A 16,361-nucleotide genomic window follows, 5' to 3' on the forward strand; every position below is an offset into this window, starting at 1 on the left:
ATAAAATGGCTATCGAAATCAAGGTACCGGACATCGGTGCAGACGAAGTTGAAGTGACCGAAATCATGGTGAAAGTGGGCGACAAGGTTGAAGTTGACCAGTCCATCATCTCCGTGGAAGGTGACAAGGCTTCAATGGAAGTCCCTTCTCCGCAAGCAGGCGTGGTCAAAGAGATCAAAGTTGCGGTTGGTGACAAAGTTGAAACCGGCAAACTGGTTATGATTTTCGAATCCGCCGAAGGTGCAGCGCAAGCTGCACCAGCTCCGGCTGAAGAGAAGAAAGAAGCAGCGCCAGCGGCCGCTCCGGCAGCAGCTGCGGCTAAAGAAGTGAACGTGCCAGACATCGGCGGTGACGAAGTAGAAGTTACCGAGATTATGGTTAAAGTTGGCGACAAAGTAGAAGCAGAGCAATCTCTTATCACCGTTGAAGGTGACAAAGCTTCTATGGAAGTCCCGGCACCGTTCGCAGGCGTTGTAAAAGAAATCAAAATCAACACTGGCGACAAAGTGTCTACCGGTTCTTTGATTATGGTCTTCGAAGTAGCGGGTGCTGCACCGGCTGCTACAGAAACTAAAGCTGAAGCGGCTCCGGCTGCTGCACCTGCGGCTTCTGGCTCAAAAGAAGTTAACGTGCCAGACATCGGCGGTGACGAAGTTGAAGTGACTGAAGTGATGGTTAAAGTGGGCGACAAAGTTGCCGCTGAACAGTCACTGATCACCGTAGAAGGCGATAAAGCCTCTATGGAAGTCCCGGCTCCGTTCGCAGGCGTTGTAAAAGAAATCAAAATCAACACGGGCGACAAAGTGTCTACCGGTTCTCTGATTATGGTCTTTGAAGTGGAAGGCGCTGCACCAGCAGCTCCTGCCGCTAAGCAAGAAGCAGCAGCTCCGGCTCCTGCGGCAGCAGCTCAGAAACCAACTGCGGCACCAGCGCAGGCCTCCGGCAAAACTGAATTCGCTGAAAACGACGCATACGTTCATGCCACCCCACTGATTCGCCGTCTGGCGCGTGAGTTCGGTGTGAACCTGGCGAAAGTGAAAGGGACTGGCCGTAAAGGTCGTATCCTGCGCGAAGACGTTCAGACTTACGTGAAAGATGCTGTTAAGCGTGCAGAAACTGCACCGGCTGCGGCAACGGGCGGCGGTCTGCCTGGCATGCTGCCATGGCCGAAAGTTGACTTCAGCAAGTTTGGCGAAATCGAAGAAGTTGAACTGGGCCGTATCCAGAAAATCTCTGGTGCGAACCTGAGCCGTAACTGGGTGATGATCCCGCACGTTACGCACTTCGACAAAACGGATATCACCGATCTGGAAGCGTTCCGTAAACAGCAGAATGACGAAGCTGCCAAGCGCAAGCTGGACGTGAAGTTCACGCCTGTCGTGTTCATCATGAAAGCGGTAGCTGCTGCTCTTGAGCAAATGCCTCGCTTCAACAGCTCCCTGTCAGAAGACGGCCAGAAGCTGACGCTGAAGAAATACATCAACATCGGTGTGGCGGTTGATACGCCAAACGGTCTGGTTGTTCCGGTCTTCAAAGATGTGAACAAGAAGAGCATCTCTGAGCTGTCCCGCGAACTGATGGCTATTTCTAAGAAAGCTCGCGATGGCAAGCTGACTGCTGGCGAAATGCAGGGCGGTTGCTTCACTATCTCTAGCCTGGGCGGTATCGGGACGACTCACTTCGCGCCAATCGTTAATGCGCCGGAAGTGGCCATCCTGGGTGTCTCCAAGTCTGCTATCGAGCCGGTCTGGAATGGTAAAGAGTTCACTCCGCGTCTGATGATGCCGATGTCTCTTTCCTTCGACCACCGCGTGATTGACGGTGCTGATGGTGCACGCTTTATCACCATCATCAACAACACGCTGGCCGATATTCGCCGCCTGGTGATGTAAGCCAAAAAGCCGACCCTTCGGTCGGCTTTTTTCTGGTAATCTCGTGATGCAGTTCGAGATTATCTGATGCAAAGGACAATTCGCTTGCCGTTTTTGTTTCAAAATTGTTAACAATTTTGTAGACTGCAGGCGGAGAATAATAAAGAGGTCATGATGAGTACTGAAATCAAAACTCAGGTCGTCGTACTTGGGGCAGGCCCGGCAGGTTACTCTGCTGCTTTCCGTTGCGCTGATTTAGGTCTGGAGACCGTCATTGTAGAACGTTACAGCACCCTCGGCGGTGTTTGTCTGAACGTTGGCTGTATCCCTTCTAAAGCCCTGCTGCACGTTGCTAAAGTTATCGAAGAAGCAAAAGCTTTGGCTGAGCACGGCATTGTTTTCGGCGAACCGAAAACTGACATCGACAAAATCCGTACCTGGAAAGAAAAGGTTATCAACCAGTTGACTGGTGGCCTGTCTGGTATGGCGAAAGGTCGTAAAGTTAAAGTGGTGAATGGCCTGGGTAAATTTACCGGCGCTAACACCCTGGTTGTTGAAGGTGAAAATGGTCCAACGACTATCACTTTCGACAACGCAATTATCGCGGCGGGTTCTCGTCCGATTCAGTTGCCATTTATTCCGCATGAAGATCCACGCGTATGGGATTCTACCGACGCACTGGAACTGAAAGCCGTACCAAAACGCATGCTGGTTATGGGTGGCGGTATCATCGGTCTGGAAATGGGTACTGTGTACCATGCGCTGGGTTCAGAGATTGACGTGGTTGAAATGTTCGACCAGGTTATCCCGGCTGCCGACAAAGACGTGGTGAAAGTCTTCACTAAACGTATCAGCAAGCAATTCAACCTGATGCTGGAAACCAAAGTGACTGCCGTTGAAGCCAAAGAAGATGGCATCTACGTCACAATGGAAGGCAAAAAAGCTCCAGCTGAACCACAGCGTTACGACGCGGTTCTGGTTGCAATCGGTCGCGTACCTAACGGTAAGCTGCTGGATGCGGGTGCTGCTGGCGTTGAAGTTGACGACCGTGGTTTCATCCGTACTGACAAGCAAATGCGCACTAACGTGCCGCACATCTACGCTATCGGCGATATCGTCGGCCAGCCAATGCTTGCTCATAAAGGTGTTCACGAAGGCCACGTTGCCGCTGAAGTTATCGCGGGCATGAAGCACTACTTCGACCCGAAAGTGATTCCTTCAATCGCGTACACTGAGCCAGAAGTTGCATGGGTTGGTTTGACCGAGAAAGAAGCGAAAGAAAAAGGCATCAGCTACGAAACCGCCACCTTCCCGTGGGCTGCTTCTGGCCGTGCTATCGCTTCCGATTGCGCAGACGGTATGACCAAACTGATTTTCGACAAAGAAACTCACCGTGTTATCGGTGGTGCGATTGTCGGGACTAACGGCGGCGAGCTGTTGGGCGAAATCGGTCTGGCTATCGAAATGGGTTGTGACGCTGAAGACATCGCGCTCACCATCCACGCGCACCCGACTCTGCACGAGTCTGTAGGTCTGGCTGCTGAGATCTTTGAAGGTAGCATCACCGACCTGCCAAACCCGAAAGCGAAAAAGAAGTAATCGCCTGATGGTAAAAAACCCGCCGAGGCGGGTTTTTTATTGGGTTACTGTTGCTCTTCCTGCCAGCTTTTATCCGGATTGAATTCTTTTATTTCCTGCACTTTCTCAGCCGTCTCTTCCCCTAAATCTTTTTGATAAACCACGCCCTGGTTATTCACCATAAAGGTTGCGACGCCAGTTTCCCCATATTCAACAGGCCAGGCGATTAACGCAAAACCTTCCGTCATTTTTCCGTCGCTAATATAGTTCTTAGCACCACCCGGAGCGTCAGCCCCCTGAGCCGTCAGGATCCGGAAATGGTAGCCGTGATAGCCCATGCCAGGTTGTACCGGGCTGAAGCTTGGGCCGAGAGGGCTGGGCGCTTCACCTGGCACTGCGGGCCAGTACAATCCATCTTTCTTGCCTTCGGTGCTGACAAACTTCTGCGCGTACTGCTGGTCTAGCTGATAATAATCCTGCTGCGCCGCAACGTAGGCTTGTACGGCCTGAATGGCAGAAAGTTCGTTCAGACCGATAGTGCGGGTAAGAATTTCATCTGCCGCTCGCTGCATGTCGAAATGCCAGCCCGCCTGTGTTTTCACCATCGGAATCGGCAACTGCCAGTTTTCTTGTCCGACATTCAAATGCGCGGTTTCACCTTGTTCCTCAATGTTGTGGCTGACTTTCCAGTCACGAACAAAACGGGCGACGGCTTCAGGATCGGCTTTTTCATCGGGCAGATATTGCCGCCAGTTATCACCCAGCACTTCCGTCAGCGCCGCTTCATCCTGGCTTATCACTGCCGTGGCAAATGATTGGGCCGCTAACTCAGGTGTGTTGAATAACTGCTGTGCCTGAACGAAAGCAGGCAGCATAAGCATTACTAACGCACTTAACTTCATACGATTTTTCATGATGCCTCCTTTTAGCGGCGATTAAATTCACGATGACCGGAACTGTGTTCTCTTGACGGGCTACGTTGCTCACGATGAGCCGATGAGCGATTCAGACTTTGCTGCCCACGCTGGTTTTGCGCCTGCCAGGAAGGAGAGCGGCTGTCATTCCCACTAAACGCATTCGGACGCGATACCGCACGTTGTGTCTGGCCGAGATTGTTACTGCTGCGGTGTTGCTGAGCCGTTTCGCGACGCTGTTGTTGCTGCGGTGAAGTCTGACGATGTTCTTGCGATTTCACATTATCGCGACGCTGTTGTTGCTGTGCTGTCGGGTTGTGCAACTGAGTTTTAGCCGTGTCCCGGCGTTGCTGCTGATTCGCGGATTGGTTGAACTGTTGCTTCGCAGTATTGCGGCGTGAATCCGCATTTTGCGAATCATATCCACGGTAATTATTGCGCTGGGCAATCTGATTCAATTGTTGCGATGAAGCCTTACGTTGGGCATCACGAGAAGCTAATTGCGGCGCTGCCGCATCAATTCTCCCCTTGTTTTGCTGCAACTGTGTGGCTGCAGCTTGTCGTTGGGCATCACGGTTAACGGGCGCTCTTTGAGTGGAACTCAAACCGCCTGCGACGTTGGTCTGATGGTAGCGCTGGGCAACATTGCTGTTGTTATATGGCACACCATTTCGATAAGCCGGGTTATGTTGCCAGGCAATATTATTGCGATCCTGAATATTTTGCCCGGAGATACGGTTGAAGTTATTAACGTTGTTAATATTGATGTTATTGCCGTTGCCGCCACCATGGTAATCATCATGATGGTGATAATCGTCATCATCCCAGTCGATATTGCTGAATATCGCATAGGTGGTTGCAATACCCAGGCTGAACCCAAGGCCATTCACAAAGCTGTTGCTGAATTGTTCCCCTGGAGGTGGTGGGAGATACGTCGGCGGATAAGCGGTATTCGGCCAGGTGCCATATACCGTGGATGGATTGTAGGTCGGGACATACACCACTTGCGGGTCAGTCGGCTCGATTTTAATCACCGTCTGCGCTGGAGCTGCTGCGACGGTTTTTGATGAAGACGAAGAGGAGCCGGAACTCGCAGGCGCTGCGACCGTTGTATTCTGGTTCACCGTGACAGGCGTACTCGTGACCGTTTGTTGTGGCGTAGTTTTTAAAGCGCCGGTTTGCTGCGCCAGCAAACGCAACTTCTGCACTGAATCCATCAAATCTTGCGGCTGGGCTAAAAATGCATCCCCCAGATTTTGTACCCATTCCGGATTTTCACCCATCGAGGCCATTAACTGTGGGAAGGCGACAAGAGATTTTACGCTCGGATCCCATGGTTGATTTGCCACGGCCTGAATCGCGGCATCCCCCTCAAGTTTTGGGTTATCACGCGACCATTGCACCGCCTGAACCACGTTCGCAGGGTAAGTTGCCGCCATTAATACCTGAGACAAAAGTGGGTCAGGGTAAAGCGCTACAGGTGCAACCCATTGGTCGAGTTGAGCCGTGCTGTAGGCCGGTTGCGCGACTGCCGCTGCGGTTGGTGCAGGCGTTGTAGCTGGAGCCGTTGGTGCCGCTGGAGCCGGTTGTGTGGTCTGTGCCGCGGGTGTTGTTACAGGCGATGTCTGGCTTTTCACATACACAACGCCAGATGCCGCTAAAATTCCGACACTGCAAATGAGAGCAAGAATATGGGGCTTAAAGGGCAACTTCATTTAACTTCTCCTGGTATTCAGAAGTAGAGAGCTATGCCGTAAGGCGGCTGTGTCTGGCGAGTATAGGGAGCTGATAGTTTAATTTTTGACTTAAACGGTGATTCTTGCCGTAAATGTTGTCCGAAACCGTGAAATATTATTTCTGGCTATACAAATTCTGTACAAAACCCCGTGTCTGAACGTCGTTTTTTTGCGTCATTAGGTCATATCGAAAAGTAATGTTTTGTCCTTAACGATTCAGCAAGTATTTAATGTTGCTTTTTTGTAAACACATTCACCCCCCCTGAAAATCCTGCTATGCTGCCCGTCGCGGTACCGGGCATTTATCCTACAAACTGCTGTCTCACAGGAGCGTGAAGAGAATAGCCGGAACCGAAATGACAATGAGAGCGAGGAGAACCGTCGTGCTAGAAGAATACCGTAAGCACGTAGCCGAACGTGCTGCAGATGGGATTGTTCCAAAACCTTTAGAAGCATCCCAAATGGCCGCACTGGTCGAGCTGCTGAAATCCCCGCCAGCGGGTGAAGAAGAATTCCTTTTAGATCTTATTACCAATCGTGTTCCGCCAGGCGTTGATGAAGCCGCCTATGTTAAAGCCGGTTTCCTGGCTGCCCTCACTAAAGGTGAGGCGACCTCCCCGTTAATCTCCCCAGAGAAAGCTGTAGAACTGCTTGGCACTATGCAAGGTGGCTACAACATTCATCCGCTGATTGATGCGCTGGATAACGAAAAGCTGGCACCGATTGCCGCTAAAGCACTGTCCCACACGTTGCTGATGTTCGATAACTTCTACGATGTGGAAGAAAAAGCAAAAGCAGGTAATGCCCACGCGCAACAAGTGCTGAAATCCTGGGCTGACGCCGAATGGTTCCTGTCTCGTCCAAAACTGGCTGAGAAAATCACTGTTACCGTATTTAAAGTCACCGGCGAAACGAATACCGATGACTTGTCTCCAGCGCCTGATGCCTGGTCACGTCCGGACATTCCTCTGCACGCATTAGCGATGCTGAAAAATGCCCGTGAAGGTATCGAACCGGATCAGCCTGGAAGCGTTGGCCCGATCAAACAGATCGAAGCGTTAAACAAAAAAGGTTTCCCGCTGGCTTATGTGGGCGACGTAGTGGGTACCGGTTCTTCGCGTAAATCTGCGACTAACTCCGTGCTGTGGTTCATGGGCGATGACATCCCGAACGTGCCGAACAAGCGCGGCGGCGGTGTGGTGCTCGGCGGCAAAATTGCGCCAATCTTCTTTAACACCATGGAAGATGCGGGTGCGCTGCCAATCGAAGTTGACGTAAACGACCTGAACATGGGCGATGTCATTGATATCTATCCATACAAAGGCGAAGTGCGTAACCACGAAACCAACGACGTTATCGCAAACTTCGAGTTGAAAACTGACGTGTTGCTGGACGAAGTTCGTGCCGGTGGCCGTATTCCGCTGATCATCGGTCGCGGTCTTACGACTAAAGCACGTGAAGCGTTGGATCTGCCACGCAGCGAAGTCTTCGTGCAGGCGAAAGATGTTGTCGCCAGTACTCGCGGCTTCTCTCTGGCGCAGAAAATGGTTGGCCGCGCCTGTGGCGTGGACGGCATTCGCCCGAACCAGTACTGCGAACCAAAAATGACGTCTGTCGGTTCTCAGGACACCACCGGTCCAATGACCCGTGATGAGCTGAAAGACCTCGCGTGCCTGGGCTTCTCGGCTGACCTGGTGATGCAGTCCTTCTGCCACACTGCCGCTTATCCTAAGCCTGTGGATGTGAATACTCACCACACACTGCCTGACTTCATCATGAACCGTGGCGGCGTCTCGCTGCGTCCGGGCGATGGTGTTATCCACTCCTGGCTGAACCGTATGCTGCTGCCGGATACCGTTGGGACTGGCGGTGACTCCCACACCCGTTTCCCAATTGGTATTTCCTTCCCGGCGGGCTCTGGTCTGGTTGCGTTTGCTGCGGCAACTGGCGTGATGCCACTGGATATGCCTGAATCTGTGCTGGTGCGCTTCAAAGGCAAAATGCAGCCGGGGATTACTCTGCGCGACCTGGTTCACGCGATCCCGCTGTATGCCATTAAACAAGGCCTGCTGACCGTTGAGAAGAAAGGTAAGAAAAACATCTTCTCTGGTCGCATCCTGGAAATCGAAGGCCTGCCAACGCTGAAAGTCGAGCAGGCGTTTGAGCTGACCGATGCTTCCGCTGAACGTTCTGCTGCCGGCTGTACCATTAAGTTGGATCGCGAGCCGATCGAAGAATACCTGAGCTCTAACATTGTGCTGCTGAAGTGGATGATCGCAGAAGGTTACGGCGATCGTCGTACGCTTGAGCGCCGTATTCAGGGCATGGAAAAATGGCTGGCGGATCCTCAGTTGCTGGAAGCCGATGCCGATGCGGAATACGCAGAGATCATCGAAATTGATCTGAACGATATCAAAGAGCCAATTCTGTGTGCGCCAAACGATCCTGACGATGCACGTCTGCTGTCTGATGTTCAGGGCGAGAAAATCGACGAAGTGTTTATCGGTTCTTGCATGACTAACATCGGCCACTTCCGTGCGGCAGGTAAACTGCTCGATAGCCACAAAGGCCAGCTGCCGACTCGTCTGTGGGTTGCGCCACCAACGCGTATGGATGCCGCTCAGTTGACTGAGGAAGGCTACTACAGCGTGTTTGGTAAGAGCGGTGCGCGTATCGAAATCCCTGGCTGTTCACTGTGCATGGGTAACCAGGCGCGTGTGGCAGATGGTTCAACCGTGGTTTCAACGTCTACGCGTAATTTCCCTAACCGTTTAGGTACTGGCGCTAACGTCTACCTGGCATCCGCAGAGCTGGCCGCAGTGGCTTCACTGCTGGGCAAACTGCCAACTCCTGACGAATACCAGACCTTTATGGCGCAGGTTGATAAGACGGCTGTTGATACTTACCGTTACCTGAACTTTGACAAACTTTCTCAGTACACCGAGAAAGCAGACGGTGTGATTTTCCAGACTGCGGTATAACATTTACCCAATCTGCGACAAGGGAGGCTTAGGCCTCCCTTTTTATTTGCCACCCATGGACCTGAACGCTGTTTTTCGCCGACTTTGCTGCGATACTTACTCTATACGCTAAGGGGGACTGCATTTCCCCAGGCAAGGTAGAGGAAAACACCATGGAATATGAATTTTTGCGTGATGTCACCGGGTTGGTGAAAGTGCGTATGTCGATGGGGCACGAAGTGGTGGGCCATTGGTTTAATGAAGAAGTAAAAGACAATCTCGGGCTGCTCGACGAAGTCGAAGAGGCGGTAAATTCAGTCAAAGGTAGCGAACGCCAGTGGCAACGTGTCGGGCATGAATACACAGTGTTGCTCGATGGTGAAGAAGTGATGATTCGTGCCAATCAACTGGAAATTTCAGGTGATGAAATGGAAGAGGGGATGAACTACTACGATGAAGAAAGCTTGTCCTTCTGCGGCGTTGAAGATTTTATGCAAGTCATAGTGGCCTATCGCGAGTTTTTGAGCCAGCGATAAAAAAGCAGGCCCTTGCGGGCCTGAATGCTGAACAGTATTACTTGGTTTTTTTAATCACATCAACGACCCGGATGCTGTAAGTCATGGTGGCACCCGGTGGGATTTTCGGCGGTAATCCTTTACTGCCATAGGCAAGATCCGGTGGGACGACAACGGTAATACTACCGTGGTTGCCCAGACGTTTAAGCGGGCCGCTAAAAATTGGCGGGTAAGCGCTCAATGGCTGTGACCAGACTTTGCCTGCCGCATCCATATCGGTAATGACCGTACCGTCTGTTAGCGTCTCTTTCATTACGATAACCACGGTATCTTCTGGTTCAATCGCTTCCTGGCCTGCGTAATCAATCTTGCTGTAGACGCCTTCTTTGAACTCAACGCCTTTTTGTTTAGCAAATTTCTGCTGGTACAGTTTCCCTTCTTTAATCGACTGGCTCTCTGCTTTAGACAGGTTTTCGTACAAAGCCTGAGAGGCCGCGGCGAGAGATTTATTCCGCGTGCTTTCATCAAGTGCCAGCGTGCCTTTAAACACATCGCTTATGCCCAATAGGGCGGCATCCCGATCAACCTTCACACCCTGTGCTTCACGGGTATTTAGCTCCTGTAGAACATCATTCCCAAGCGAGACACCAATAGAGTAAGCCTGTTGTTGAGGCACGAGCTTTAAATCCACCACGGCGGATTTTTTTGCGGCTTCATCTTTGAACTGACTAAAATCGCTGGTGATTTTTGCCAGTTCGGCTTCCTTCGCTTTCACCGCCAGGCTTTCTTGATTCAACTGCTCTTGCAGGGCGCTAACTTGCGTTGAATGCTGTTGCTGATTGTCGTTGAGTTTTTGGGTCAGGGTATCAAGCTGAGTGCCTTTTTCTTTGAGTTGCGCCTCGAGTAATGCTGATTGTTTCTGCACATCTGCAAGTTCAGTATTTTGCAGCTTTTGGGCGCCAAGCTGCGTTTGTAAGGCTTTAATCTGTGTCGTCAGCTCTTCTTCTTTTTGTGAGAACGTTTCCTCTTGCGCATTTTTATCCGCAAGTTGCATCTGAAGTTGACGAATGGTGGCATCTTTTTGCGTTAGCCAACCTTGTTGCTGGGAATATTTGGTATCAAGCGAACTTTTCTTATCGCTTGCCTGGACCCGTTTCTGGGTTTTCGGAGCAACCTGGACAGATCCAGAAGAGGGTTTGCCCTGTTCTTGCTGAGCATAATTCAGAATGGCCGGGACAGAATTATCGAAATTAGAACTCGCCGTAATAACAGCTAACGGATCTTCTTCCGCATTGGCGGGGTGACTTAACCCGTACAGGAAAGTAATTGCCAACGGTACATGCAATATTAAAGAATGACGTTTCATCGGATAGCACTCTCACCGCGTTGCACTAAGCTGTCCATTAATTCCTTATCAATATCGGCACACAATTTCACACTCTTAAAGTGATACATAGAGTCAATGGCCTGGCGTGTGGTATCACCAACTTGCCCGCGCACTGCATTATATTGTGAGGCGGCGCTTACAAGGGAATTAAAGTCATTACTTAATTTACGCGCACGGTTTGGATTCACTTTCTGTAATGAATCAAGTGCCATGCGACAAAAGGTGATTTGTTCTTGTTGAGGTGTTTTCACCGTAGGCTGAGTGATGCTTTCAATATTCGGCGCGGGCTGAATAGTCTGTATTGCTTGTGTTTTTGCAATGGGCTTTGCTTGCTGTGAGGGCGAGGCACTACAACCGCTGACCAACATGAGAACCATAGTTGCAATCGCCGGGCAAAAAACGTTGATGGCGTTTTTAATTGTCATGGTCACGTCTATCCATCCTTAGGTATTATTATAAAAATTATGCAGATTCCCATAGCAGTTAATAAACTCTGGCGATGAGTTTAAATGACATGGTTTTTTATATGAATAAATAGCCTGGTGTAGGTTAGGAATGTCTTCACCTAATTAATAATTAAAAAGCACTCTGTAATATTACTCTTATTAAAATTGTCTTCAATTAACTACTTGCAAGAACAAGGATAACTCTTTTTTATTTTTACGCAATTGGCTGCATGTTTTTTAGGAAATTGTTATATATCGACGTACGGAATTGACAAAAATAGCCGCTTTAGAGCGGCTATAATTTCCTGATGCGTTTTAAAAAGACGGGTTACTTCACGTAGGCGAGCAAACTTAACGAGTCACGGGCAAGGGATTTACATTTGTTCGCGGTAGGGATGGCAATACCACTTAAGTCACGATAACTATCTTCACCGAGCGCCTTCATATTAAAGGTGTCGTAATTGCTCAAATCCCACTGGTTTTGCTGGGCAAAAAAGACCAGTGCACGACGAATTTGTCCGTTCGGCAGATTTTGGTAGCCACAATCGTTTTTCAGGAACACAAACACAGCAGTAAGATCGGCCATATCTTCTGCTTCAGACTCGCTAAGTGCCTGACTGCTGGTGGAAAAAGCCATCAACAAGCCCAGGATTAATGCCCTAACTCCCATCTTCATCACATCTACCACTTTTTATCAGATACGAAACGTTAACACAGTTAAATATGGTGCGACGAGATTTATTATCTGCCCTGCAACCCGTATAAAACTTGACCTTCCCCTAAGGGCAGAGTTTATGCTCACTATCACGCCTGCTAATGAAAGGAACTGAATATGCAACGCCGTGATTTTCTAAAATATTCTGCTGCTATTGGCGCTTTTAGCGCGCTGCCGCTCTGGAGTAAAGCGGCACTGGCTGCCGACAGACCCGCATTACCGATCCCCGGAATTCTCGCCCCTGATGCAAAGAATAGCATCCGTTTAGCCGTGCAAGCGGGCAAAAGCACTTTTAATGGCAAGACGGCCACCACGTGGGGCTATAACGGCAATTTACTTGGGCCGGCTTTGCAACTGACGCAGGGCGAAGAAGTCACGGTCGAGATTAATAACCAACTTGCTGAAGAAACTACGGTTCACTGGCATGGATTGGAAGTTCCTGGTGATGTCGATGGTGGGCCACAAGGCGTGATCGCCGCTGGTGGCAAACGCACCGTGAAATTCACTCCGCAGCAACGTGCCGCCACTTGCTGGTTCCACCCGCATCAACATGGCAAAACTGGCCATCAGGTGGCTATGGGGCTGGCGGGGCTGGTGCTGATTGACGATCCTGAAAGCCGTGCGCTGCGTTTGCCAAAACAGTGGGGCATTGACGATGTGCCATTAATTATTCAGGACAAACGTTTTGCGGCTGACGGCCAAATTGACTACCAACTGGACGTAATGAGTGCTGCGGTCGGTTGGTTTGGCGATACGTTGCTGTGCAACGGCGCGGTGTATCCGCAACATGCTAACCCGCGCGGCTGGCTGCGTTTACGTCTGCTCAATGGCTGTAATGCCCGTTCTCTGAATATTGCCGCCAGCGACAATCGCCCACTGTATGTGATTGGCAGCGACGGTGGCTTACTGGCGGAGCCGGTAAAAGTGACCGAACTGCCAATGCTGATGGGCGAGCGTTTCGAAGTGCTGGTCGATACCCGCGACGGCAAAGCGTTCGATATCGTCACACTCCCGGTTAAACAAATGGGTATGACGGTTGCGCCGTTCGACAAACCGCAGCCTGTGGTGCGTATTCAACCGCTGATTATTGCCGCATCCGGCGATATGCCTGACAAGCTGGCTAACGTTCCCGCAATTCCTGCTACGGATGGTATTACCGAGCGTTGGTTACAGCTGATGATGGACCCGATGCTGGACATGATGGGGATGCAAGCGCTGATGGACAAATATGGCCAGCAGGCGATGGCGGGCATGAACATGGCAGGGCATGGCAGCATGATGGGCAATATGGACCACGGAAAGATGGACCATGGCAAAATGAATCATGGTGGTATGAATCACGGCCAGCAGGGCTTTGACTTCCATAATGCCAATAAGATTAACGGCAAAGCATTTGATATGAACACGCCTGCGTTTGCGGTCGAGAAAGGCAAGTACGAGAAATGGACGATTTCCGGTGAAGGCGACATGATGCTGCACCCGTTCCATATTCACGGCACGCAGTTCCGCATTCTGAGCGAAAATGGTAAGTCGGTTGAGGCTCACCGTCAGGGCTGGAAAGACACGGTTCGTGTGGAAGGCGGGCGTAGTGAAGTGTTAGTGCGCTTTGAACATGCGGCTGCGAAAGAGCAGGCCTATATGGCGCATTGCCATCTGCTGGAACATGAAGATACCGGCATGATGCTTGGGTTTACGGTGGCGTAGCGATTACGCCCTCACCCTAACCCTCTCCCACAGGAGAGGGAATTGGTTTCTCCTTCTCCAGGGGGAGAAGGACGGGATGAGGGCGTAACCCACTAAATTACTTCGCGTCCGGCAAAGCGTAAGCGACGATGTAATCGCCCATCTTCGTTCCAAACGAACCATGGCCGCCCGCAGAAATGACCACGTACTGTTTGCCATTCACTTCATAAGTCATCGGCGTTGCCTGTCCACCAGCTGGCAGACGTGCTTCCCACAGCTTGTCACCGTTGCTCATATTGTACGCACGCAGGTAGTTATCTGCGGTTGCGCCAATAAACAACACGTTCCCGGCGGTAGAAATTGGGCCGCCAAGCATCGGCATCCCCATTTTAAACGGCAGTGGGAGCGGTGAGCTGTCGCGAACAGTACCGATACGTTTCTTCCACACCACTTCGTTGGTTTTCAAATCTACCGCAGAAATGTAGCCCCATGCCGGTTGCTTACACGGCAAACCAAACGGAGAGAGGAACGGATTCAGCGTCACGCCATATGGTACGCCGTACTGTGGCTGGATGCCCGTTTCAGTGCCTGAACCCTTGGCATCTTTCGGCGGCTCCATCGGGTTGCCAGGGCCGCGAGGCATCAGCCTGGAAACAAACGGCAGCGCCATTGGGTTGGCAATCGCAACCTGACGATTCGGGTCAACCGAAATCCCACCCCATTCGAACATCCCCAGGTTACCTGGGAACACAAGTGTGCCTTGCTCAGACGGTGGTGTGAAAATGCCTTCATAGCGCAGCTTGTGGAAGATAATGCGGCAGACCATCTGGTCGTACAGCGTGGCACCCCACATATCCGCACCGCTCAGGTCTTTCTTCGGACGGAAACTCAAATCCGAGAACGGCTGAGTTGGCGTCACGTAATCGCCTTTTGCAGCACCTTGTGGCACTGGTTTTTCCGGAGCTGGAACCACCAGTTTGCCGTCACGGCGGTCGAGCACAAAAATATTACCGGTTTTCGCAGGCGCGTAGATAACCGGAACGGTTTCGCCTTTAACGGTAATATCCGCAAGCGTTGGCTGCGATGGCATGTCCATATCCCACAAGTCATGGTGAACTGTTTGATAAGACCAGGCCAGTTTGCCGGTGGTGGCGTTCAGCGCCAGAATGCTGCTGGCATAACGCTCCTGTTCCGGTGTGCGGTTCCCGCCCCAGATATCTGGCGTGGTAACACCCATCGGCAGGTACACCAAATCAAGCTTCGCGTCGTAGGCCGCAGGTGCCCAGGAGTTTGGCGAGTTAATGGTGAAGTGGTGTTCATCGCCCGGAACGGTATTCGGGTCTTTCGCACCCGGGTCGAATGCCCACAGCAGCTTGCCGCTGTTCACATCAAAGCCACGAATCACACCAGACGGCTCGCGCGTCGAGTAGTTATCCGTCACAGCACCTGCAATCACGATCACTTTATCGGTGATGATTGGCGGCGAAGTCGGCTCATACATACCCGGCGTGGTGACCGGCATGTTGGTTTGCAGATTCAGAATGCCTTTGTTAGCAAAGCTTTCGCACAGCTGACCGTTATCGGCATTAATCGCAAACAGGCGGCCATCATTCACCGGAAGAATGATTCGACGTGGGCAGTCTGAAACCAAATCCGGGCTTGAGTTAGCCGCTGTCGCTTCGTGATAAGAAACGCCACGGCAGGTCACGTGCTGGAACGAAGGGTTGGTATCCAGACGCGGATCGAACTTCCACTTCTGCTTACCGGTGGCGGCATCCAGTGCAAATAATTGCTGGTGCGCAGTACACAGGTACAGCGTGTCGCGGATTTTAATCGGGGTCACTTCGTTCGTGATTTCACCCGGATCGGTAGGGCGCTTCACATCACCGGTCTGGAAGGTCCACGCTTCTTTAAGCTCACCGACGTTTTTATCGTTGATCTGCTTTAAAGGGGAGTAGCGTTGGCCTTCCTGGTTGCGACCATACGCAGGCCAGTCGGCATCCGGAATGGTGGCGCTCGCCGCCGGAGGCGTTTGAGCATCAGCACTGAGCGTGCCGTTGATCTCTTGCGGGTCGTTAAATACCGCCCAGACCAGCCCAATCACGGTGATGACTAATACCGCGCCCAATGCCGGAGCCGCACCCGCTGATGGCTTAATCAGCTGACGGTACACAAACGGCAGCAGTAGCCACACGCCGAAGAAGAACAGAACGTCTAAACGCGGGGTTAATGCCCAGAAATCGAAACCGACTTCCCAGACAGACCACGCGACGGTGCAAAGCAGTAATACGGCATAAATCCAAAGTGCCAGAGCTTTACGTTGCCAAAGTAACCATGCGGTGATGAGCATCACCGCGCCTGCAATTGGGTAGTACCAGGACCCACCAATTGCCACTAACCATATCCCGCCAATTAATAAATACAGTCCGCTCAGTACCGCAAACAGGACTGTTAAGGTTGCGATGACTCGCGAACCACTGTTATTTGTTTTCACAATTATCACGCTCTTAAAAGTTTGATAGCAATTCATTATAGTTATTAACAAGTGTGATATTC

At 51.3% G+C, this 16,361-nt stretch carries 11 protein-coding genes; 5 read left to right on the forward strand and 6 right to left on the reverse strand.

From position 1 onward, the window contains the following. Window positions 1-5: 5 nt before the first annotated feature. Both aceF and lpdA read left to right on the forward strand, forming a co-directional pair. A complete protein-coding gene (gene aceF, locus AC0IWZ_RS02765) occupies window positions 6-1,892 on the forward strand; it encodes a pyruvate dehydrogenase complex dihydrolipoyllysine-residue acetyltransferase (RefSeq protein ID WP_471678201.1) in 1,887 nt (628 codons plus the stop codon). A gap of 153 nt (window positions 1,893-2,045) precedes the next feature. Continuing rightward, a complete protein-coding gene (lpdA, locus tag AC0IWZ_RS02770; protein ID WP_410373872.1) occupies window positions 2,046-3,470 on the forward strand; it encodes a dihydrolipoyl dehydrogenase in 1,425 nt (474 codons plus the stop codon). A gap of 44 nt (window positions 3,471-3,514) precedes the next feature. Here the strand turns inward: lpdA and AC0IWZ_RS02775 are convergent, their stop codons facing one another. Next, complete coding sequence (locus AC0IWZ_RS02775; RefSeq protein WP_156104850.1) at window positions 3,515-4,363, reverse strand: DUF2950 domain-containing protein; 849 nt, start codon at window positions 4,361-4,363, stop codon at window positions 3,515-3,517. A gap of 11 nt (window positions 4,364-4,374) precedes the next feature. Then, window positions 4,375-6,078, reverse strand: a complete 1,704-nt coding sequence (locus AC0IWZ_RS02780) for a DUF3300 domain-containing protein (protein WP_471678200.1) — start codon at window positions 6,076-6,078, stop codon at window positions 4,375-4,377. Window positions 6,079-6,482: 404 nt separating this feature from the next. Here AC0IWZ_RS02780 and acnB point away from each other — a divergent pair, with 404 nt between their 5' ends. Beyond that, window positions 6,483-9,080: a bifunctional aconitate hydratase 2/2-methylisocitrate dehydratase gene (gene acnB / locus AC0IWZ_RS02785; protein WP_156104851.1), complete on the forward strand. Its 2,598-nt coding sequence runs from the start codon at window positions 6,483-6,485 to the stop codon at window positions 9,078-9,080. A 152-nt stretch (window positions 9,081-9,232) separates the two neighbouring features. Continuing rightward, window positions 9,233-9,595, forward strand: a complete 363-nt coding sequence (yacL, locus tag AC0IWZ_RS02790) for a protein YacL (protein WP_034493415.1) — start codon at window positions 9,233-9,235, stop codon at window positions 9,593-9,595. A gap of 37 nt (window positions 9,596-9,632) precedes the next feature. Here the strand turns inward: yacL and AC0IWZ_RS02795 are convergent, their stop codons facing one another. The 3 genes from AC0IWZ_RS02795 to AC0IWZ_RS02805 all read right to left on the reverse strand — a co-directional run bounded on the left by AC0IWZ_RS02795 (window position 9,633) and on the right by AC0IWZ_RS02805 (window position 12,083). After that, on the reverse strand, window positions 9,633-10,940 hold the full coding sequence (locus AC0IWZ_RS02795) for an FKBP-type peptidyl-prolyl cis-trans isomerase N-terminal domain-containing protein (protein WP_471678199.1): 1,308 nt from the start codon (window positions 10,938-10,940) through the stop codon (window positions 9,633-9,635). Then, window positions 10,937-11,386 carry a hypothetical protein gene (locus AC0IWZ_RS02800; RefSeq protein WP_246864852.1) on the reverse strand — a complete coding sequence of 150 codons (450 nt, stop codon included), beginning with the start codon at window positions 11,384-11,386 and terminating at the stop codon, window positions 10,937-10,939. The genes AC0IWZ_RS02795 and AC0IWZ_RS02800 overlap by 4 nt, the downstream gene beginning before the upstream one ends. Window positions 11,387-11,735: 349 nt before the next feature. Beyond that, window positions 11,736-12,083, reverse strand: coding sequence for a YacC family pilotin-like protein (locus tag AC0IWZ_RS02805; protein ID WP_034493417.1), 348 nt, complete (start codon window positions 12,081-12,083; stop codon window positions 11,736-11,738). 156 nt (window positions 12,084-12,239) lie between these two features. Here AC0IWZ_RS02805 and cueO point away from each other — a divergent pair, with 156 nt between their 5' ends. Beyond that, on the forward strand, window positions 12,240-13,826 hold the full coding sequence (gene cueO / locus AC0IWZ_RS02810) for a multicopper oxidase CueO (RefSeq protein ID WP_034493419.1): 1,587 nt from the start codon (window positions 12,240-12,242) through the stop codon (window positions 13,824-13,826). Between the two features lie 97 nt (window positions 13,827-13,923). Here the strand turns inward: cueO and AC0IWZ_RS02815 are convergent, their stop codons facing one another. Continuing rightward, window positions 13,924-16,335, reverse strand: coding sequence for a glucose/quinate/shikimate family membrane-bound PQQ-dependent dehydrogenase (locus AC0IWZ_RS02815; protein ID WP_471678198.1), 2,412 nt, complete (start codon window positions 16,333-16,335; stop codon window positions 13,924-13,926). Window positions 16,336-16,361 lie beyond the last annotated feature (26 nt).

The sequence above is a fragment of the Buttiauxella sp. AC142 genome (genome assembly GCF_979253435.1).